Below are 18613 nucleotides of genomic sequence, written 5' to 3'. Positions count from 1 at the left end.
GTCAGCCTAGGAGGCGCCTCCGACATCCGACGGGGCGCCTGTCGGGGACGTGGTCGCGCCTCCTGCGGTGTCTGCCTTCGAGGTGTCGCTGCTGCTGCCAGCAGCCGGGGCGGCGGACGCGGCGGCGCTGTGCGCGGCGACCGCTTCGGCTTCGCGGGCTTCGTGAGCGGTGGCGGCTTCGTCGGCGGCGATGCGGGCGAGGCGGGCGGTGATGGCGGGTGCGAAGGCCGAGGCCCAGACGCGGTAGCCGCGGTCGTTCGGGTGGAAGAGGTCTCCGGCCGAGTTGCGGTACGTGCGGAAGAAGCCCTGCTTGCGGGTGGTCTCGTAGAGCGGGGCGACGGTGAGACCGAACTCGCCGGCGACGCGGCGGACGATGGCGTTGGCCTCGACGAGCTTCTTCTCGCGGTCGGGAATCCACATGGCGGGCAGGTCGCCGACGATGGCATGCGAGGGCAGGGCGCCGTAGATGACGCGGAGGTTCTTCTCGAACGACTCGGGGTTGAACTGGATGATGTCGTTGGCGCCGATGGCGACGGTGACGACGTCGGGTTCGTACTTCTCGAACTTCGGCAGCTGGTCCTTTCGGCAGAGCCAGGTGGTCGAGCCGCTGACGCTGAGGTTGACGACGCGCAGCGAGGTGTGGCTCTGGCGGCGGATCGAGGCCGAGATGCGGCCGACGTAGCTGCGGGCCGGGCTCGAGGCACCGATGCCCTGGGCGGCGGAGTCGCCCATCGCAACGTAGAGCAGCTTGCCCTTGCGGTCGAAGCGGTCGCGCCACCAGGCGGAGTGGACGGGCAGCAGCGCGTTCAGTTCGGAGGCGGCTGCGTTGCGGCGCTGCATGAAGCGGGTGACGCCGGCGCCGGCGGCGGCCGTGGAGGCGAGGGTGACGCCGACGCCCGAGACGAAGGCGAGGACGGTGTGGCGTGAGGGCATGGGCCGAGGTTACGCCGGGCTCCGATGCCCGTGCCGGGCGTCTGTGCGCCCTGTGCACAACCCCGAGGAGGCGCGCGCCTGTGGGCGACGAATCGCCCGGTTTCGTCCCTGCCGCCGGATGTACTAAACTTGTCCTCGGTACCGTGTCCGAGCGGCCGAAGGATCATGTCTCGAAAACATGTGTGGGGGTTAACTCCACCGTGGGTTCAAATCCCACCGGTACCGCCAGAGGGTTGTTTGCGCATCAATCGGAATCCGTTTGCGGAACGCAGCCCAAGAAGAAAGCCCCCGAGTAGTTCGGGGGCTTTCTTCCGTTTGAGGGCCGAGAATCGCTTCCCGGCGAGGGGTTCGGGATCTCTTGGCAGCTCCTTCGGGGCCACCGGCTGCACAGTCGGCTTAAACGACGAAGCGGCCCGCCCGTCTGGGCGCGCCGAATTGACTCGTGAGCGTTGGGGGAGAGCAGGAAGCTCGCGTGTCGTGTCTTGGAACGGGCGTGGGCCTACGTTCGCGGAGGCGGATCGACAGCGGGTCCACTCGTCGGGAACGGGGACAGTTCGGGCCGAACGTAGTCGGCGCGGTAGTTGCTCATGCCTTCGGCATCACGACGGCGGGTGCGCTGTGCAGGCACCGGCGTCAGGCCCTTCGCGACGCGGCGGTCGCGGTCCTTCGGCGCTCGGTGCTTGGCGGCGAGGAAGGTGACGATCTTGCGGATGTTCGCGGCCGTCGTGAGCATGGCGAGAAGGAACTGCTGAGCGGCGAGACCGCGCAGGCGCCGTGCGCTGGAGTCGGCGATGCGCTCGGGACCGGTCTTGATGAAGGCGTTGAAGCTCTCGATGCTGTTGCGGTCGCGGCGGTAGGTCTTGGACCACTCCTTGCTGCCATAAGGCAGCATCTGGTTCATCTTCTCGCCGTCCTCCGGGCGCACCGTGATCGAGGTCTGGCAGCAGACCTTGTCTGTCTGCTTGGGGACGTTGGCGCGCAGCACCTGCCGGCGTTCCTTGTCAGGCGATGCACGCTTGTCGAGCTTGCGGAGCGGGCACTCGGCCGTCGCACTCGGGCCGAGGGCTGGGCAGCGCATCTTCACGTTGCCGTTGGCGTCGGGACCCTCCTTCTTGTGAAGTCGGTATGCGTCACGCTCGTCGATCTGCTGGGACCACTCGACGTTGTCGATCTCCTTGTTGTTGCGCCGCACCGTTGCATCGAGGAGCCGCTTCGGTGTACCGGGGCAGAACTGACCGCCTTCGACGAGCTTGGCTCCGCCGACCTGGCCCCGCACACCGGTCTGGTTCGCGCGGTTGTAGTCGAAGACGAGGCCGACGCCGAGCTCTCTCATCGGACGGTGGAAGTCCTCCATCGTGAGACCCGCGGAGTACCCAAGGTCGGACGACAGGCGCGCGATGTCGTAGCCGCGTTCCTGGATGTTCTTCACGAGCTCGACGGTGTGGAAGCCGATGCCCTTGTTGGGCGTCGTCAGGCTCGCCCCGCGGATCAGCTGCGGTGCTTCGGTGGGGTCACCTGTCGGGTCCTCGTTGACGTCGATGATGAGGTTAGCCGTGTAGGCGAGCAGCCACCGGCTCCGTGCCTGCTTGACGCTCGCCTTGCCGTTCTCCTTGGTGTGCTTGCTGAAGACGCGTTCCTTCTCTCCCTTGTCGATCGGGTAGAGGTCAGCTTCGAGTTCCATCGCGTACTTCGGCTGTTCCTTGTCCGTGCCCGCGATGAACATGGGCTGCTCGACGCCGTTCTCCCGCGGCCAACGGTTCTTCTGGCTCGGTGCACGCAGCACTGTCTGGTCGACGGAGAGCGCGAGACGCTGACGTCGCACGGCTCGAGGCAGGTTCTGGGCCGTGGCTTCCAGCAGCGTGTTCGTGAAGGTCATGCTGCGCTCGTGTGCCCGGCGTTCGATGTTCTTGTCCCGGAGCGCGTCAAGGCTGCTCCGCTCGTCGCGGGTGAGCAGGCGGCGGGGCGCCGGCCAGGCATCCCAGAGGTCGATGATGCGGTGCATCGCCCGCCATGCCAGGAAGTACCAGTCGTTGGGCTTGTCGTTGTCGTACAGGTGAGCGATGCCGAGCTCGCGACGGGCTTCATCGTCGAGACGGTGTTCGAAGACGCGGCCCATCTCGCGCACGAAGATCATGGACTGCTCCGATAGGAGCATCATCACCACGGTCAGGATGGCCAGGTCGTCGATCTTCGGTTTGACACCGCCCGGGGCTTTCTTCTCGCGGTCCTCCGCGCGCCAGGTCGCGAGGAGCTCGATGACGCCCGATGAACGGAGGAAGGTCATCCACTCACGGGCGTCGGCGCCGCGGAACCTGGTGGTCTTGGTCGACCCGCTGACGATCCGGTCGGCTGTGTAGATGCCGTTGAAGAACTCCTCGTCGTGGAACGAGGGCTTGCCGGTCACTGAGTCGCTCCCGTTGAGCGGAGAAGCGTGTGAAGCTCAACCTCGGGCATGACCTTGGCCAAGGGCGCGTAGCGAAGGAGGGACGAGACGTTCTTGAAGCCAGCCGCGTAGACGATGCTCGCCAGGGGCAAAACGTTGATCTGGTCCACGATCCAGGTGATGCGGAGGCGGCGAATAGCAGGACCGTCGTATCGGGCGCCGTAGTGCATGAGCGCGATCTCCCGGGAGGACTCCTTGCGGTGGGGGATGACCGCGTAGTCATCGTCGCCGAGTCCCTCGAAGGCGATGTCTGCGTACGAATCCCACCCGACACGGATGGGGATGCTTCGCGGCGCCTTTCCGGTCACACGGACGACCCAGCCAGCCGGAGTGCGCGTCAAGTCGCGGCCACGGACCGCGGCGATCTCGGTTGCGCCGAGGCCTGCACCACCGGCAAGCGCGAGAAGCCCGTAAGAATCCCGGCGGGCTCGGTCGGTGGACCTCGACGCGGCCCAGCTCTCGAAAGCGGGAAGCTCGGCGTGCGAGAAGGGTCGTATCTCCCGGCTCTGCTTGTTGAGGCGGTGAGGAGACGGTTCGTAACCGAGCGCTTCAGCGAGGTTCAGGAGTCTGGTCTCGGCAAGCTGCTGCGTCTTGGCACTGGGGTAGGTGCGGGCGAAGCGGTAGATCATGGACGGGTAGAAGAGGTCATCGCGGCGCAGCTCCGCACCGGCGTCGTGGAACGCCCACACGACGTACCGACTCGCGAAGGTCAAGAGGATCCTCGTGTAGAGCATGTCGTGGGGTTTGGCGTCGAGGATGCACGCGAGCGTGAAGTCCCGCACAGGCAACCACTTGGTCGGGGCGATACGGCGCGGGTGGTAGCGCAAGATCGCCTCCTGAAGCTCCAGCGTGGCGTGGTCATTAGATTGACCAAAGTGTGCTACGGCACGCTCGAGTTGGGAAGAGGGGGAGGTCGGAGGTTGTGTCTCGTCAGGGGTGGTCACGAGAGATGGACATGCGACAAGACAAGGCCATCACGCGGTCTGGTGCGCTTTCAGCGCACATCTAGACTGCGGAGGTGCCTGATCCACGTTTCGAGCCGCGCTCCTACCTACGTGAGCCAGGCCGCTTCGGTCGCGACCCCGAAGCTCAGTGGGTCTCGGCGGTGTCGTTCTCGTCAGGCCAGCTCGACCAGTGGGGTGCTGCACGCATTCAGCATCGGCTGGCGTGCAGCATCCGAGTCGAGATAGCGAGACGGTTCCGCTCGGTCGGGACGTACGCGGCTGCCTCTGGGCAGAGTCCTGAGCGGCTGGGGCGTCTGCTCAGGGGTGAGGTCGTGATGCGTCTGGAAGACGTGGCAAATGCCCGTCGCCATTTGGGCGTCTGAGGGAACCTGGCCGACGCGGGAAGTGATCGTCCTGTCCCTATACGGACGTCATGGCCGCAGCCTCGGCTCGCGCCGGGGTGGTAGCTATCACCGAAGTGAGTCCCGCCGGGGGTCGTCGTCCGCTCTGGCGACGTAGGGCAAGAGCCGGTCGAGCGCTTCGGCTGACTGCAAGCCGGCGACCTCCAGCAATAGGTCGAGGGGCGTCCCCCGCCGGAGGTGTTCCACGATCCAGGTCGCTCGCATGCGTCGGGACTGCAGCTCGACCGTGGGGCGCGGATTCCGACTGACGAAGTCAGTGACGAGATTGATGTTCCCGCCTCGCTGACCGCTCCGGAATGCCCACCGGGAGGCTGCCTTGGACGCCGTTCGGCACTGCAGGAGGGGGGCCCACTGGGCAAGAACCGGGACGTCTCTCGCATCGTCACCCGACACGCGCACCATGACGCCCCGACTATCTGAGGTGATGTCCACGAGTTCTAGATCGATGATCTCCCGCCCCGTCAGTCCTGCCCCGAGTCCGAGCGCGAGGAGTGCGCCGGCGCTGGTCGTCCGTTCCTCGTCGTGCTGGCTACCGGCCCACGACAACAACGAAGCCACCTCGCTCGGGGTGTACGGACGTGACGCCTCAGCCTTGCCCAGGGCCCGGAATGTACCCGCAGCTTCGTCGCCCAGGAGCGCCTCCGACGTGCGTCTCAACCGAGCGCGCAGGGTGTTCTTGCCGGCCCTGCTGTACTGCCCGAGGTGATGTTGCACGAAGCGGTTGATGAACCGCGGGTCGAAGACGTTGTCATCTTCGAGGGGAACGCTCGCTGTCGCCCAGGCGAATAAAGCGAGACGGGAAACGGCCGGGTAGAGCTCCTTCTCGGAGTACGGCGTTCTGTGGGCTGTTTCTCGGACGACGCGCTGCACGTAGGGGCGGATGGCGGCCCACTGATCAGCAGGCATCTTCGGCGTGTACTGGTAATGAGCCGCAGCCGGCACCTCAGGCTCCCTCTCGGCCATGCGCCTCACCGCGTCGAGCTGCCGTTCGCGGCGTTCGTCAGCTTCATCGCTCACCAGCGCTCATCTCCAAGCTCGAAGGTGGTCATTACAATGACCAATTTGTGATACGTTCGACGGGGCGGCCGTGCGTGCGAGCTGGCGCGCCTAGCCTTGCGGCATGGGTAGAACTGCGCGCGCGAAACCAGCCGCGTTGGCCCCGTCCCCGTGGCCAGACGTTCGCTCGAACGACCCGATCGGGGAAGTGGCTCGCAGATTCGCGCAGAACCTTCGTCAGGCCGTCGGCAGTCGCAGCATCCGGTCGGTAGCCGAAGCTTCAGGTGTCACCCATACGACCCTGCTGAGCGTCCTTGCGGGCCAGGTGTGGCCGGACCTCGAAACGATCGCGAAGCTCGAGCGGGGGCTCGGCGTATCCCTCTGGCCGCGCCACAGCTGATCGTTCCAACGTGGCGGTCTCGGTCATGTCGATTCATCAGGCCTTTGCCCGCCCCCGGGGGCTGTCTGCGGCGAGGCTCTGTCGGGAACGTCCACCATGGTCACCTCGTCGGCCCTGGGGATTGGTGCGAACCGTTGCTGGTCGGCAGTGGGAAGTTCGTCGAGCCAGACTGCTCCTCGCTCTACCAGCCGGGCTCGAAGTGACGTTCCGGTGATGTTCTCTGCGGCGTCAGTGACCGGAGTTGCCTCGAGTTGGAACTCGCCGAGCCTGAGGCACAGCTCGAGATAGGTCAGATAGGTCTGTCGCACATGGGCCAAGAGCTCGTCGGGGGCATCTTCGGTACTCGTCTCGCGGAGCACGTCCGACGTCGGTGCCCAGCTGATCGACGCCTCGTGCTCATCTGTGGCTGCTGTGAGGCCCGAGAGTGGGCCGGCAGGATGAGCTCTCCATGTGACGCTGCTGCTTGGCCGGGCTAGGAGCGAGTCGCTCAGGTCCAGGACTAGCCCTTGAATGGTGATGATGCCGAAGGCCTTGCGCTGCCCCGAGGTCGGCTTCGCTTGTTTGCTTGCATTCATGGTCATTACTATTACCACCATCCATGCGAAGGGTCCAGGATCACGAAAAGTTAGAAGGTGGCGGGGTGGCCGAGGGCGAGCAGGCTGGAGGGCAACACGCGATTGTCGGATTAGGCGCGAGCCCGCCGCGCGTGGTCGTGTGGGGGGCGGATGTCTCGCGCGAGGCTCCAGGCTGGCGACTTGTTGGAGTCGATCTGGGAATGAGGGACGGGAGGCCCTTCGGGTCTCTCCACTTCGAGGCGGTTGACGGATCGCGCCGCGCTCGGGTCGCTGTCCGGTGGGACCACGTGTACGACCAGTTGCAGTGCTTCGTCACGGATCGGAGCTTTGCGGCGGAGGGTGAGCGCCTCGAGCGAGATGCTCGGCACCGTGTCGGCACGCTGATGGCCGCGTACGCGCAGATCGGGCTTGCAATCGTCGCTGGAACTGTCGCAGAAGGCTCACTGAGGGCCGCTTCGAACCTCGTGCCGATCGGTCCGAGGCATCCCGATTGATTGCCACTCGGGGGGTGGCGCGGTGAGCCCAGAACCCTTCGCAGAGCATCGGCCCAAGGTGATCACTCCTCGTAGTCGACTGCGCCTTCGATGACGAGAAACAGCATGAATAGCTGTTCTGCGAGCACTGCCAGGTCATAGGCGACGTCTTCCACCTGTGCCACGGTCAATGGGCGGTCCACCGTCCCTTTGGCCCTGACCCGGCTCGCCGAAGCTGGTCCTTTACCCGGTGTGGTCCACGCCCCGTGCAGCAGGTGGTTCCGGCTCTCCATCGCAACCCTCGAGTCGGCGGACAATCGCGTGAACATGTCGCGGACCTGCCCCTCGAAGCGGTGCAGCTTCACGAGCTTTGCGCCCAACTCGAGCAGGCCGCTGAAGGAGGCTCCCCGAGTCACCACAATTCCTATTTCGTTTGTCTCGCGGTCATCGTCGCTGACGAGGGCCATGACTGTGAACGCCAGCGTGCGCTCCAATCGAGCAGACCAGTACGCGACCTCGCCCATCGCGACCAGGTGCTCTCGATCGAGGCTGGTGGCGCGTACTCGGGCACGGTGTTCGGGAGAGGGGCGCTCGATCATGCATCAGCTCCGAGGGAGGCGGGCACCGATGCTAACGGGGTGACCGTCAACGGCTTGACTGGCGATAGGTGCCCAGGAGCCGACCGGGTGGCCAGGTTTCTTCCTGGCCCGCCCTCGCTTTTCTGCATCGGCTGGGCCGACCCTCCAAGACCTGCCTGGGCGTCATGCGGGGCTGTGAGGTAGGGAGCGACGATCGGCGAACAGGCGCATTCGAGGAGGGGCGACGAGGTCATTTCGGCAGTGTCACATAGGGGCCCGTCACCGGAATCTGTTTCGGACCACCTATCTGCGACAGTCGGATCAGTGCAGCTCTGAGGAAATGGTCGAGGTTGGCGATCGTCCGGTTGACGATCGCTAAGCCGCTTCTCTACTCGTTCTGCTTGAGCGTCAAAGGCACGGGGGTCCAGGTGCGGCCGTTGTCGTGACTGACGACAATGGCTCGATCATCGACGGCGAATTGAACGGTCTTGTCGCCTATGTCGATGATGTCGAAGGCTTGCGGTTGGCCTTCGAGCTGTCCGACCTGTGACCAGGTTGCGCTCCCTGGATCGAGAGACCATACGGTGCCGTCAATGGTTGCGCCAGCGATCGAATATGCAGATGAGGCGACGTGCACAAGTGGCGGCGCCTCGGGGCTAGGGGTCAGGGTGGCGCCGCGGTCGGTGCTGCGTTCCAGACCATCGGGACCTGCGGCCCAAAGGATCTCGGGGTTGGCCGAGTCGACGGCCAGTGACAGGGCCGTTGTTGTTGCTTCCGTTGTCCAGGTCGCACCGTCATCGTCGCTCCGAAGGATGGCCTGGGTGGTCGAGTTCAGCCCAAGGACGCTATCGGCGGCCGTCGTCAGGTCGTGAAAGTCGGCTTTGCCCTCCAGGCTGATGGTCTGCCACGTTGTCCCCGAGTCCTCACTGCGAAGCAGCCCCCGGTTGGACGGCGCTGTCGTCGGAGCGGTGACTGCGGGGTGGCCTGAGGCGATGAGTACGTCTTGCGGCGTGGTCGTGAGCCCCATGACGTCGAACCGGTCGTCACCGACCGGGATCAACGGTGCCTCTCGGGGGCGATCAGGGTCGACCGCGGTCAGGGCGAACTTCCACAGGCCGGTGTGTGTGCCCACGAGGACAACGGGGGAGTTGTCCACGTGAGCAAACGCGTGGACGTGTTCCAGGGATGCGTCAGCCGTCGGAGGGGCGGTGGTGGCGTTCGTGCACGCGGCCATGCCGAGGATCACTGCAGTCGTAGCGGCGAGTCCGGCGAGGGCTTTCGTGGGGCGCATGTGTGACGTGGTGATGGTGATTTCCTGTCGGGCGGGCGGTCAGCCGAGTCGAATGCCGCGGGCGGACATGAAGGGCGCGGGGTCCGTGGAGGTACCTCCTGGTCGCACTTCGTAGTGCAGATGGCAGCCGGTGGACCCGCCTGTCGAACCGGCACGAGCGATCAGTTGCCCGGCTTCGACCCGCTGGCCGCGGCTGACGAGCAGCCCACCGTTTTCGATGTGGGCGTAGCCGGTCTGAATGCCGTTAGCGTGTTCGAGGAGGATCCAGTTGCCGTAGCTGCCGTAGACCCCTGAGTAGGCCACGGTGCCGGCCGAAGCGGCGTAGATCGGTACCCCGCATCCCCCAGCGATGTCGATCCCGGAGTGCAACTTCCAGACCCGTTGAATGGGGTGAATTCGGTACCCGTAGGCGCTGACCATTCGACCGGTGGTGGGGTTGGCCCATCCGCTCCCGGCTACTTGACCGGCAGACGTTGCAGCCGCGGCCGCAGCGGCAGCCCGGGCGGCTGCTTCCGCCTGGATGCGTGCCCGTTCTGCGGCGCGGGCAGCTTCGCCGGCGGCGAAGTCCTGCTCGGTCGCGGCACGCTGATCCGTGAGCACGGCAAGCTGCGCTTGCAGCTCAGCTTGCTTGTCGACTTGCACTGCCAGTGCCTCATCGGCTGCCGCGGAGGCAGCCTCGGCGTCCCGGCGGGCGTCATCGGCTTCCTGGCGGAGAGCGTCGCGGGCGTCCCGGGCGAGGGCCGCCTGATCGCCGAGGCCCTGAGCGATGTTCTGATCCTGGCTTGCGTCGACGTAGATGCCTTGGCTTGTTTCAGCGAGCTTGTCGGCAAACCCCAGCTGAGAGAGAAAATCGTCCGGGTCCTGGGCGCCGGTGAGCAGGGTGCTGGTCAAGTCCTGGCCGCCGCTGCGTGCTTGCGACGCGATGATCTGAGCTGCCCGGTCTCGAGACTGGGTGGCGGTGGCCTCGGCTGTGCGGGCCTGCTCCTGGAGTGTGTCTGCTTGGTACGCCGCGTCGAGGAACTGAGCGTCTGCTTCCTCGTACTCGGCGCCACGGGTCAGAGCGAGCTCAGCGCTGGCAGTGGCCGCGGAGTCGAGTTCTGCGATCTGCGTCGTGATCTGCGCCACGAGGGCCTGGCCTTCCGTTTCGGAGGCACGAGCTGCTTCGACCTCGGCCCACGTCGGGTACTCAACTGCGGACGCCTGCCCCACCGGGGTGAGGACGGCAACAACCATCGCCACCACCGTGATGCTCCCCAGAACGAGCCTCACCCGGAAGGGACGGATGATGTGGCCACGACCGGGTGGCTGTTGTGCGGGCGTCATGTCAGAGCACCCGGCCGGCGTTGGTTTCGAGCCACAGCTGCGGGTCGATCTGAAGTGTGCCGCCAAGCAAGATGCTCAGGTGCAGGTGCGCACCGGTGCTGACCCCGCTGTTGCCTACCCGGCCCACCAGGTCCCCGACATTGACACGGTCTCCGACCCGCAGGGGGCTGGAACCGAGGACCATGTGGGCGTAGAGGCTGCTGACGGTCTGGCCATCGATCTGGTGGTCGATGATGGCGTACTGCCCGTACGCCCCGCCCATCCCCGACACACGAACGGTGCCGGCAGCGATCGCCCCGATGGGGGTGTTCTTGCCCGGGACCATGTCGATTCCCTCGTGCATGGCCGAACACGCACCGCACGGCCGCGCCCGGGGCCCGAAGTCCGAGCTGAGGGGGGTTACCCCAGGGAAGGGCCACCGAATGTCCCCGGTCCCGGTATTGACCTGGGCTGCTGCTCCGGCACCTCCCGAGGTAGCACTTTGTGTGGTGGCGAGTGCTTGCTCGGTCACGGCGTAGCCGTCTCGACCGTCAACGGACAATGCCACCACGGAGGCGGCAAGGGATTGTCCACTGATCGGGGCAACAACACTCGTCGGGGTGGCCCCGCCCGCCAGATCAGAGGCAGTAGCCGGGGTCGTGTTTGCGGTGAAGAACATCGCCACCGCCAGCGCCCCGATAACAGGACCCAGGGTGCGGAGCTTGCGGGGACGAGCCGGTACCGACCAGGCGCTCTCGGGGAGCTGCTCCACAGCCCACGGCCGGGCTCGAGGTGCTGCTCCGGGAAGTGTTGCTCGAAGCTTGGTTCGGGCGGTGGATGGGAGCGGTTCTGCTGCTTGGTAGGTGCGTCGGCGGGGGGCCGACGGTGAGGAGGAGGGGCCGGCGGTGCGTTCGCGGGCGAGCGCTTCCCGGCGAGTGAGGGCGGCAGGAGGCACGGGGGCAGAAAGATTTTGGGGCACCAGGAAGCTTTCGATGGTGTGAGAAGTACGACGGGTGCGCGGGCACAGGGCACCGCCCAGGGGCAAGGCACCGGCTGGGTGCCTCGCCCCGTGGAAGGGTCAGAGGGAGCTGAGAAGGCTGTCCATCTGGTCGATCTGTGCCGTCTGAGATTCGACGATGTTCTTCGCCATCTCGACTGCGTCGGGGTTTTCCCCGCCGTCGACTTCCTGCTGCGCCATGTCCACGGCGCCCTTGTGGTGCTCGGTCATCTGCTCCAAGAACAGGCGTGACGCCTCCGTGCCCGAGGCATCCTCGAGGGAGGTCATGTCGGATTCGCTCATCATGCCGTCCATGGAGTGATCCATCGACGCAGACGTGTCCTGACCCCAGTCACCCAGCCACGTGGTGAGCTGATCGATCTCAGGCCCCTGCTCGTCCTTGATGGTTTCTGCCAGCGCGAGGACGTCGGAGTCGACGGTGTCGCCCTTGCTGATGAGGGTGTCGCTCATCTCGACGGCCTGCTCGTGGTGGGGCAGCATCATCTGGGCGAACATGACGTCCTGGTCGTTGAACACCGCCGCCTCAGAGGCAGCGGACGATCCCGAGGACGTGTCGGAGGTGGAAGTGTCGGCGCAGCCAGCGAGGGCCAGCGCGGCGATGACGGCGGTGGCGCCAACGAAGAAAGTTTTGGTGCGGTTCATGGTGTGTGTCCCTTGGGGTGAGAAAGTGTGCGGCACGCTGAACGGCCGCGGGTCTCGTATCGGGGAGCTGGTCCCCAAGGGGCAGGTTTAGACGCGGAGAATGCTGAGCTGCGCCAGATTCGGAGCAGGGCGCAGGACGGTGATTGTCGGCAGTGCCGGCATCGCGCCCAGGGTCTTAGACAGGATGAACAAGGCGCGGGCTCCCCGGCGTCGCAGGAGCGCCCAGGTGGACACGATCAACACCATCAGGCAGGCCATGCCCATGATCGCGCAGAGCATCGCGCAGAGCCCGCCGCAATCATCAGCGCCCGCCACGGTGACGTCGCCTGTGCCCGCAGGCGCAGCCGAGAACGCCGTGGTGGTCGCGGTGGTGTCGTGGGCTGTTGCGGCGTCGTGTTCGTGACTGGCGGTTGTGGTGGCCGTGTGGGTTCCGGTGTGACCGGCGAGCGTGTGCATTAACAGGGCACTACCGACCAGAAGAAGAATCAGCACCACCGCGGTCGCCAGACGCCCCAACCCCGTAGGGATGCGCGTCGGGTGGCCGGTCATGACTCTCCTTTGGTGTAGTCGGTCAGAGTGTACAAGTCGAAGACGAGTGCACCCAGTGGGTTCCGGGCGTCGCGAGCTGGGGTGAGACGCCGGTCAGCGGTGGCGGTGCAGGACCGTCTCGACGCTCGCTTTGGGGCTGAGATCCAAGCGTCGAAGCAGTTGAGCATTGAGGGCGACAACGATCGTGGACACCGACATCAGGAGCGCGCCGATCGACATGGGGAGGATGAACCCGACAGGGGCGAGCACCCCGGCAGCGAGAGGCACGGAGAGCAAGTTGTAGCCAGCAGCCCACCAGAGGTTCTGGGTCATCTTCCGATAGCTGCTGCGGGACAGTTCGATGACGGACAGCACCGACCGTGGGTCATCCGAGGCCAGGATCACCCCTGCGGAGGCAATGGCGACGTCTGTTCCCGCACCGATTGCAATCCCGACGTCGGCCTGCGCGAGGGCCGGGGCATCGTTCACCCCGTCACCCACCATCGCCACTTTGTGACCCTCCGTCTGGAGCTGTTTGACCTTGGAGGATTTGTCCTCGGGGCGGACGCCGGCGAAGTACCGGCTGATGCCCAGCTCCCGGGCAACGGTCGAGGCGACAGCGTCGGCGTCGCCGGTGATCATCACCGGCTCCACACCGAGCGCTTTTAGCGCGTCGATCGCGTCGCGGGACTCCGGGCGCACCTCATCAGCCAGCGCAAGCGCGCCCGCCACATGCCCGTCGATCACGATGTGCAGAATGATCGAACCGTCCTCCCGCCACGTGTTCGCGATCTCAAGTTCGGTCCCGTGTTCCTGGGTCAGCAGGGCAGGGCCACCCACCTGCACGTGCCGGCCGGTCACCGTGGCGCTGACACCGACCGCGGGGGAGGAGGTGAAGTCAGTTGCCGGCGCCAGGGCCAGGTGTCGTTCGCGGGCGGCAGTCACGATCGCTTTCGCGAGGGGATGCTCGGAATCGTTCTCCGCGGACGCCGCGAGGGCGAGGAGTTCGTCCGCGGACATCGTGCCAACAGGTTCGATGGCGGTCACGGCCGGGGTGCCTCGGGTCAGGGTGCCGGTCTTGTCGAACAGGACAACGCTGACGGTCCGCATGCTCTCCAACGCCAGGCGGTCCTTGACGAGTACCCCGCCCCGGGCGGCGCGCTCGGTCGCGATCGACACGACCAGGGGAATCGCCAATCCCAACGCGTGAGGGCACGCGATCACCAGCACGGTGATCGTCCGAATGACGGCCTCGTCGGGTTGTCCCACCAAGCTCCACACGATCGCGGTGATGATTCCCGCACCCAGGGCTAACCAGAACAACCAGCCCGCCGCGGTGTCGGCGATCCTCTGCGCGCGGGAGGAAGAGTTCTGTGCGTCTGTGACGAGGCGTTGAATGCCGGCCAGGGCGGTGTCGTGCCCGACTGCGGCGACGGTGACTCGGATACCGGAATCGGTGGCCACGGTTCCCGCGATGACCTGGTCGCCAGCCGCCCGGCGAACGGGGCGAGATTCCCCGGTGATCATCGACTCATCCATGCTCGCCGATCCGTCCGTGATGACCCCGTCAGCGGGCACTCGGCCCCCAGGACGGACGACGATCACATCCCCTACGACAAGAGATTCCGGCGGCACGGTTTCGGTGGTGTCCCCAGTGACACGTTCGGCTTCGTCGGGGAGGAGGGCGGCGAGAGAGTCAAGGGCTGACGTGGTCTGGGCAAGGGAGCGCATCTCGACCCAGTGACCCAGGAGCATGATCACGATCAGGAGCGCCAGCTCCCACCAGAAATCGAGCGCCGCATCCAGAAGCGACAGGCTTGCCCCAAGGGATGCGATGAACGCCACCGTGATCGCCAACCCGATGAGGAGCATCATCCCCGGTTTCCGTGCCCGCAGCTCCGACACTGCCCCGACGAGGAACGGCTTCCCGCCCCACACGTACATCACGGCTCCCAGGAGCGGCGAGACCCAGGGAACCCAACCTGCGTCGGGGAGGCCATAGCCCAAGAGCATCGAGAACATGCTCGAGAACCCCACGACTGGGACTGCGATGACGAGCATGATCCAGAACAGTCGGCGGAACTGCGCCACATGGTCGCCGTGCCCACCATGACCTGAGCCGTGGTCATGACCGGAGGTGTGCCCCGACTCCTCGGAACCTGCATCGTTGGCCTCGAGAGTGCCGTGAGTGTGCTGGTGTTTGGACTGCGCCATGAGCGTGCCTCCCTGCGTGCCCACAGATGGGCACTCGCGGCCTACCACCATGCCATTTGCATGGCCATCACCGGACCCAACCATATACCCCCCCAGGGTATATTCCCGTTTTACTAGGTTCGATTCGTGATGGGCGAGCAATTGATGAATGCACCGGTGAGCGACCGTCTCGTTAGACGGTCGTTCACCGGGACACCCTCTGGCCCTTTGGGTTGAGTGTCCCGACCCTGGAATCACGTGAGAATCACGTTCCCATTAGACCGGTCCGCAAATAAGCCCGGTGAAGGTGCCTTATTCGCTACAGTGACGCCATGCTCATCGGATACGCCCGCGTCTCGACCTCTGGACAGGACGTCGCAGCGCAGCGTGACGGCCTGCTCGCCCTTGGTGTCGCCGATCGGGACATCTACGTCGATCACGGCATGACCGGAACCAACCGGGCGCGCCCGGGTCTCCGAGAGGCATTGGCCGCGTGCCGTCAGGGGGACACTCTCGTCGTGACGAAGCTCGACCGCCTCGCGCGGTCGCTGCGAGACGCGACCGACATTGCTGACGAGCTCACAACGAAGGGCGTCGCGCTCAACCTCGGGGGAGCCGTGCATGACCCGACCGACCCCGTCGGCCGGCTGCTCTTTAACGTGCTCGGCATGGTTGCCGAGTTCGAAGCCGACCTCATTCGGTCTCGGACCCGCGAGGGCATGGCGATCGCGAAGGCCGCAGGCAAGCTCCGTGGACGGAAGCCCAAGCTGAACCTGTCGCAGGAGAAGCACATGGTCGACCTCTACCGAGCCGGCGCGCACACCACGAGTGAGATTGCGGCTCTCTTCGACGTCGCTCGTTCGACGGTCTACCGGGCTCTGCAACGCGCCGACCAGCAGTAGCTCGCCACGCGATCTGGCCCAATTCCCGGTGAACCATCGTCTATCGAGACAGTAAAAGCACATCGACGGCAAGGGATATCATCGGCTTGTGCCGATCATAGAAGAACTAGCTGCAGCGGTCTCGCTGTTCCATTCGCTGGCTGACCCGAGCCGTTTGCTCATCCTGCGCCGACTCGGCCAAAGCGAAGCGCGTGTCCGGGATCTCACTGACGAACTCGGGTTAGCCCAGTCCACTGTTTCTGAGCATGTCGCCTGTCTTCGAGACTGCGGCCTTGTCACCGCTCGCGCCGAGGGGCGGCAGAACTTCTACTCAGTGGCCACGCCGGAAGTCCTTGACGTCCTCGAATCCGCCCAGCAGCTCCTTGCCTCTACCGGGCACAAGGTCGACTTGTGCACGACTTACGGAAGCCAGACCCGATGATCGGCACCATCGTCGCTGCGGTCGGTCTTTTCGCGGCCACCAACATCGACGACATCGTCGTCCTGACCGTTCTCTTCGTTGCCTCGGCACGAGGCTCTCTGCCCGCGTGGAAGGTCGTTGCCGGCCAATACGCCGGGTTCGTGACCCTCGTCGCCATCAGCGTGGTGGCCGCCGCCGGGCTCACCATCGTTCCGGATAAATGGGTCGGATTCCTCGGCCTCATTCCACTCGCCATCGGCATCTACGGTCTCGGTCGCACCCTTCGGCGCCGAGGCGATGATGACGACGACAATGACGCAATTTCCGCAGTTGGTCTCCTAGGAGTCGCCGGCATCACAATCGCCAACGGTGCCGACAACATCTCGCTCTACACGCCCGTGTTCCGGACAAATCCTGTGCAGGACACCGTCGTCACAATCATCGTGTTCCTTGTCCTGGTGGCGGTATGGTGCCTCATCGCTCGGTTCATCGGAACGAGCAAAACCGTCAGTGAGCTGCTCGAAAGAGTCGAGCACTGGCTCGTGCCTGCAGTGTTCATCGGCCTCGGGCTTTACATCCTGATCGACTCCGGCGTGCTTATTCGGCTCGTCGAGGCCTTGTCGTGACGGCCGGGGGGCGGGTCGCCGGTGCAGCCGTGATCGCTGCGGCTGCGTTCGTTCTTGATCAGGTGTCGAAGGCGTGGGCGCTGTCGTATCTCGGCGCAGAACGTCAAATCGATTTAGGACTCGGCGCAAGTCTCCGGCTCGTGTTCAACCCCGGTGTCGCGTTTGGTCTCGGGGGCGAGTTCGGCCCAGCCCTGACAGTTGGCATCATCGCGATCGTTGCGGCCCTCGCCGCCTGGGTCATTGTTCGGGCAGTGAAGGGAAGAGGGACGTTTGCGACGTTCCTTCTCGCCGTCGTTCTCGGCGGAGCCATGGGCAACCTTTGGGACCGCATCTCGCGAGCGGACAGAGGCCCATTGTCCGGTGAGGTCGTCGATTTCATTGCGATCGACTGGTTTGCCATCTTCAATGTCGCGGACATCTTCACCACGGTCGGTCTCATCAGCTTTGCCCTCGTATCCGCTGTGTCTGGTTCAAAGCCCACCTCTCATCGAGCGTCTGGCACGCCTCCGACGGTCTAAGAGGCAGGCGAGCACACGGTGACCATCTGCAATGCGCGAAGAGCAGCACGAGTCACCGGGCGAGGTGTGGTCGCGACTATGCGTCAGCCTTAGCATCCAGGCGTCGCTGTACCGATCGGGAACCTCCCCTTGTGCCAGGTGCCAAATGCCGCCAGGGCCAGGGCCAGGCGAACCCCGGAGACTGCCACCAAGACTTTCAACGCTTCCAGGTTTCCCAAAGCAGGAAGCACACGACTTGTAAACTCGCGAACGACCTAACCTCAGGAGATCGCATGCCCGCCACCCACGCCCGACCCCCGCTGGGTCTTGGGCGTTTGGGCATGGCTGTCCTCTTGATTCTTGTGCTCACCGGTAGCGCATTCCTGATGCATACGCTTGCGGGCCCTGCCGAGGGGTGCCCTCCTTCCATGGCCGGCCATCACACCGAGACCGAGAGCGCGCATACTGCCTATGCAGAAGCTGTCCCCGTCGCTTCCTCTGCGATGCAGGACGACTGCGCGATGCTTTGCGCAATCATGGGCATGGCCTGCCTCATGGTCCTCGTCCTGTTCGCTTGGTCAGCAACTTGGCGACGTCGGACACGTGCGTTGTTCACCCTGTCCAAGACCCTCAACACACGCCCGATTGCCCCGTCCTTCACGCTCCCACGTCTGACACCAGACTTGACACAGCTGAACATTCTCCGCATCTAAACGACCCTTGAGGATCGCTCCCCGCATGAGACCCGCGATCGCGTCACCGCGTCGTCACTTTTCTCACCCCAAGGGACAACTATGAACCGCACCAAAACACTGCTCACCAGCGCCACCGCCATCGTCAGCGCCCTCACGTTGGCTGGCTGCGCCGACACTGCCGGCAATACCTCATCCGATAGCTCTTCGTCGTCGGAGTCAGCGGTCTTCAACAACCAGGACGTCACCTTCGCTCAGATGATGCTCCCGCACCACGAGCAGGCCGTGGAGATGAGCGACATGTTCATCACCAAGGGCGACGCCGTCGACTCCGACGTTCTCGCTTTGGCGGAAACCATCAAGGACGAGCAAGGCCCCGAGATTGACCAGCTCACCACATGGCTAGATGACTGGGGTCAGGACACGTCCGCGTCGATGGATCACTCCATGGACGGCATGATGAGCGAATCTGACATGACAGCCCTGGACAACGCCGAGGGTGCTGAGGCGTCACGCCTGTTCCTGGAGCAGATGACCGAGCACCACAAGGGCGCAGTGGACATGGCGCAGCAGGAAGTCGACGGCGGGGAGAACCCCGACGCAGTCGAGATGGCGAAGAACATCGTCGAGTCCCAGACGGCGCAGCTCGAGGAGATGGATGCCCTCCTCAGCTTTCGTTGAACCCGGCAGATATACGGCGCACTAGGCGACTCACATGGCGACCGCATACGTGGCTTACGAGCCTCCAAGAAGCGGTT

18 protein-coding genes and 1 tRNA gene are annotated in these 18613 nt (G+C 65.0%); 7 read left to right on the top strand and 12 right to left on the bottom strand.

Going from position 1 to position 18613, the window contains the following annotated elements:
* Nucleotides 1-6: 6 nt before the first annotated feature.
* Nucleotides 7-933, bottom strand: coding sequence for an SGNH/GDSL hydrolase family protein (locus ASG05_RS09495; protein WP_082486597.1), 927 nt, complete (start codon nt 931-933; stop codon nt 7-9).
* Nucleotides 934-1070: 137 nt separating this feature from the next.
* Here ASG05_RS09495 and ASG05_RS09490 point away from each other — a divergent pair.
* A tRNA-Ser gene (locus tag ASG05_RS09490) sits at nt 1071-1161 on the top strand.
* Nucleotides 1162-1432: 271 nt separating this feature from the next.
* Here ASG05_RS09490 and ASG05_RS09485 read toward each other — a convergent pair.
* The 3 genes from ASG05_RS09485 to ASG05_RS09475 form a co-directional block, all read right to left on the bottom strand.
* Complete coding sequence (locus ASG05_RS09485; RefSeq protein ID WP_056260086.1) at nt 1433-3337, bottom strand: hypothetical protein; 1905 nt, start codon at nt 3335-3337, stop codon at nt 1433-1435.
* Nucleotides 3334-4320, bottom strand: coding sequence for a hypothetical protein (locus ASG05_RS09480; protein WP_157490157.1), 987 nt, complete (start codon nt 4318-4320; stop codon nt 3334-3336). The genes ASG05_RS09485 and ASG05_RS09480 overlap by 4 nt, the downstream gene beginning before the upstream one ends.
* A 470-nt stretch (nt 4321-4790) precedes the next feature.
* Nucleotides 4791-5759, bottom strand: a complete 969-nt coding sequence (locus tag ASG05_RS09475) for a hypothetical protein (RefSeq protein WP_056260082.1) — start codon at nt 5757-5759, stop codon at nt 4791-4793.
* A gap of 103 nt (nt 5760-5862) precedes the next feature.
* Here ASG05_RS09475 and ASG05_RS17045 point away from each other — a divergent pair, with 103 nt between their 5' ends.
* Nucleotides 5863-6138 carry a helix-turn-helix transcriptional regulator gene (locus ASG05_RS17045; protein ID WP_082486596.1) on the top strand — a complete coding sequence of 92 codons (276 nt, stop codon included), beginning with the start codon at nt 5863-5865 and terminating at the stop codon, nt 6136-6138.
* A gap of 23 nt (nt 6139-6161) precedes the next feature.
* On the opposite strand, the gene ASG05_RS16320 is transcribed toward ASG05_RS17045, so the two are convergent.
* The 8 genes from ASG05_RS16320 to ASG05_RS09425 all read right to left on the bottom strand — a co-directional run bounded on the left by ASG05_RS16320 (nt 6162) and on the right by ASG05_RS09425 (nt 14759).
* Complete coding sequence (locus ASG05_RS16320; protein ID WP_137846766.1) at nt 6162-6713, bottom strand: hypothetical protein; 552 nt, start codon at nt 6711-6713, stop codon at nt 6162-6164.
* 556 nt (nt 6714-7269) lie between these two features.
* Nucleotides 7270-7785: a hypothetical protein gene (locus tag ASG05_RS09455; RefSeq protein WP_137846767.1), complete on the bottom strand. Its 516-nt coding sequence runs from the start codon at nt 7783-7785 to the stop codon at nt 7270-7272.
* 367 nt (nt 7786-8152) lie between these two features.
* On the bottom strand, nt 8153-9055 hold the full coding sequence (locus tag ASG05_RS09450) for a F510_1955 family glycosylhydrolase (protein ID WP_133739130.1): 903 nt from the start codon (nt 9053-9055) through the stop codon (nt 8153-8155).
* Between the two features lie 39 nt (nt 9056-9094).
* Nucleotides 9095-10378, bottom strand: coding sequence for a peptidoglycan DD-metalloendopeptidase family protein (locus ASG05_RS09445; protein ID WP_082486595.1), 1284 nt, complete (start codon nt 10376-10378; stop codon nt 9095-9097).
* A 1-nt stretch (nt 10379) separates the two neighbouring features.
* Entirely contained in the window at nt 10380-10721 is a 342-nt protein-coding gene (locus tag ASG05_RS16600) for a M23 family metallopeptidase (RefSeq protein ID WP_223269462.1), read from the bottom strand.
* A 714-nt stretch (nt 10722-11435) separates the two neighbouring features.
* Nucleotides 11436-12017, bottom strand: coding sequence for a DUF305 domain-containing protein (locus ASG05_RS09435; protein WP_056260071.1), 582 nt, complete (start codon nt 12015-12017; stop codon nt 11436-11438).
* Nucleotides 12018-12104: 87 nt separating this feature from the next.
* A complete protein-coding gene (locus ASG05_RS09430; RefSeq protein ID WP_056260069.1) occupies nt 12105-12566 on the bottom strand; it encodes a hypothetical protein in 462 nt (153 codons plus the stop codon).
* 93 nt (nt 12567-12659) lie between these two features.
* On the bottom strand, nt 12660-14759 hold the full coding sequence (locus ASG05_RS09425; protein WP_082486701.1) for a heavy metal translocating P-type ATPase: 2100 nt from the start codon (nt 14757-14759) through the stop codon (nt 12660-12662).
* 311 nt (nt 14760-15070) lie between these two features.
* Here ASG05_RS09425 and ASG05_RS09420 point away from each other — a divergent pair, with 311 nt between their 5' ends.
* The 5 genes from ASG05_RS09420 to ASG05_RS09395 all read left to right on the top strand — a co-directional run bounded on the left by ASG05_RS09420 (nt 15071) and on the right by ASG05_RS09395 (nt 18536).
* On the top strand, nt 15071-15640 hold the full coding sequence (locus ASG05_RS09420; RefSeq protein ID WP_056260067.1) for a recombinase family protein: 570 nt from the start codon (nt 15071-15073) through the stop codon (nt 15638-15640).
* 88 nt (nt 15641-15728) lie between these two features.
* Nucleotides 15729-16061: a helix-turn-helix transcriptional regulator gene (locus ASG05_RS09415; RefSeq protein ID WP_056260064.1), complete on the top strand. Its 333-nt coding sequence runs from the start codon at nt 15729-15731 to the stop codon at nt 16059-16061.
* Entirely contained in the window at nt 16058-16666 is a 609-nt protein-coding gene (locus ASG05_RS09410; RefSeq protein WP_056260062.1) for a cadmium resistance transporter, read from the top strand. Before ASG05_RS09415 ends, ASG05_RS09410 begins: the two co-directional genes overlap by 4 nt.
* Nucleotides 16667-16695: 29 nt before the next feature.
* Nucleotides 16696-17184: a signal peptidase II gene (locus ASG05_RS09405; RefSeq protein WP_162240644.1), complete on the top strand. Its 489-nt coding sequence runs from the start codon at nt 16696-16698 to the stop codon at nt 17182-17184.
* Nucleotides 17185-17957: 773 nt separating this feature from the next.
* Entirely contained in the window at nt 17958-18536 is a 579-nt protein-coding gene (locus tag ASG05_RS09395) for a DUF305 domain-containing protein (RefSeq protein ID WP_056260058.1), read from the top strand.
* Nucleotides 18537-18613: the final 77 nt, after the last annotated feature.

The sequence above is a fragment of the Frigoribacterium sp. Leaf186 genome, assembly GCF_001423905.1.
In the GTDB taxonomy this organism is placed as follows: Bacteria; Actinomycetota; Actinomycetes; order Actinomycetales; family Microbacteriaceae; genus Frigoribacterium.
The sequence above is the reverse complement of the archived record's forward strand: the minus strand, read 5'-3'. Positions and strand labels throughout refer to the sequence as shown.

Bases quoted from the DNA above. Each gene is read 5' to 3' on its own strand.
- ASG05_RS09445 (WP_082486595.1), bottom strand. From the start codon at position 10,378: ATGACGCCCGCACAACAGCCACCCGGTCGTGGCCACATCATCCGTCCC.
- ASG05_RS09425 (WP_082486701.1), bottom strand. From the start codon at position 14,759: ATGGCGCAGTCCAAACACCAGCACACTCACGGCACTCTCGAGGCCAAC.
- ASG05_RS09435 (WP_056260071.1), bottom strand. From the start codon at position 12,017: ATGAACCGCACCAAAACTTTCTTCGTTGGCGCCACCGCCGTCATCGCC.
- ASG05_RS09430 (WP_056260069.1), bottom strand. From the start codon at position 12,566: ATGACCGGCCACCCGACGCGCATCCCTACGGGGTTGGGGCGTCTGGCG.
- ASG05_RS09395 (WP_056260058.1), top strand. From the start codon at position 17,958: ATGAACCGCACCAAAACACTGCTCACCAGCGCCACCGCCATCGTCAGC.
- ASG05_RS16320 (WP_137846766.1), bottom strand. From the start codon at position 6,713: ATGAATGCAAGCAAACAAGCGAAGCCGACCTCGGGGCAGCGCAAGGCC.
- ASG05_RS16600 (WP_223269462.1), bottom strand. From the start codon at position 10,721: ATGCACGAGGGAATCGACATGGTCCCGGGCAAGAACACCCCCATCGGG.
- ASG05_RS09420 (WP_056260067.1), top strand. From the start codon at position 15,071: ATGCTCATCGGATACGCCCGCGTCTCGACCTCTGGACAGGACGTCGCA.
- ASG05_RS17045 (WP_082486596.1), top strand. From the start codon at position 5,863: ATGGGTAGAACTGCGCGCGCGAAACCAGCCGCGTTGGCCCCGTCCCCG.
- ASG05_RS09495 (WP_082486597.1), bottom strand. From the start codon at position 933: ATGCCCTCACGCCACACCGTCCTCGCCTTCGTCTCGGGCGTCGGCGTC.
- ASG05_RS09455 (WP_137846767.1), bottom strand. From the start codon at position 7,785: ATGATCGAGCGCCCCTCTCCCGAACACCGTGCCCGAGTACGCGCCACC.
- ASG05_RS09450 (WP_133739130.1), bottom strand. From the start codon at position 9,055: ATGCGCCCCACGAAAGCCCTCGCCGGACTCGCCGCTACGACTGCAGTG.
- ASG05_RS09410 (WP_056260062.1), top strand. From the start codon at position 16,058: ATGATCGGCACCATCGTCGCTGCGGTCGGTCTTTTCGCGGCCACCAAC.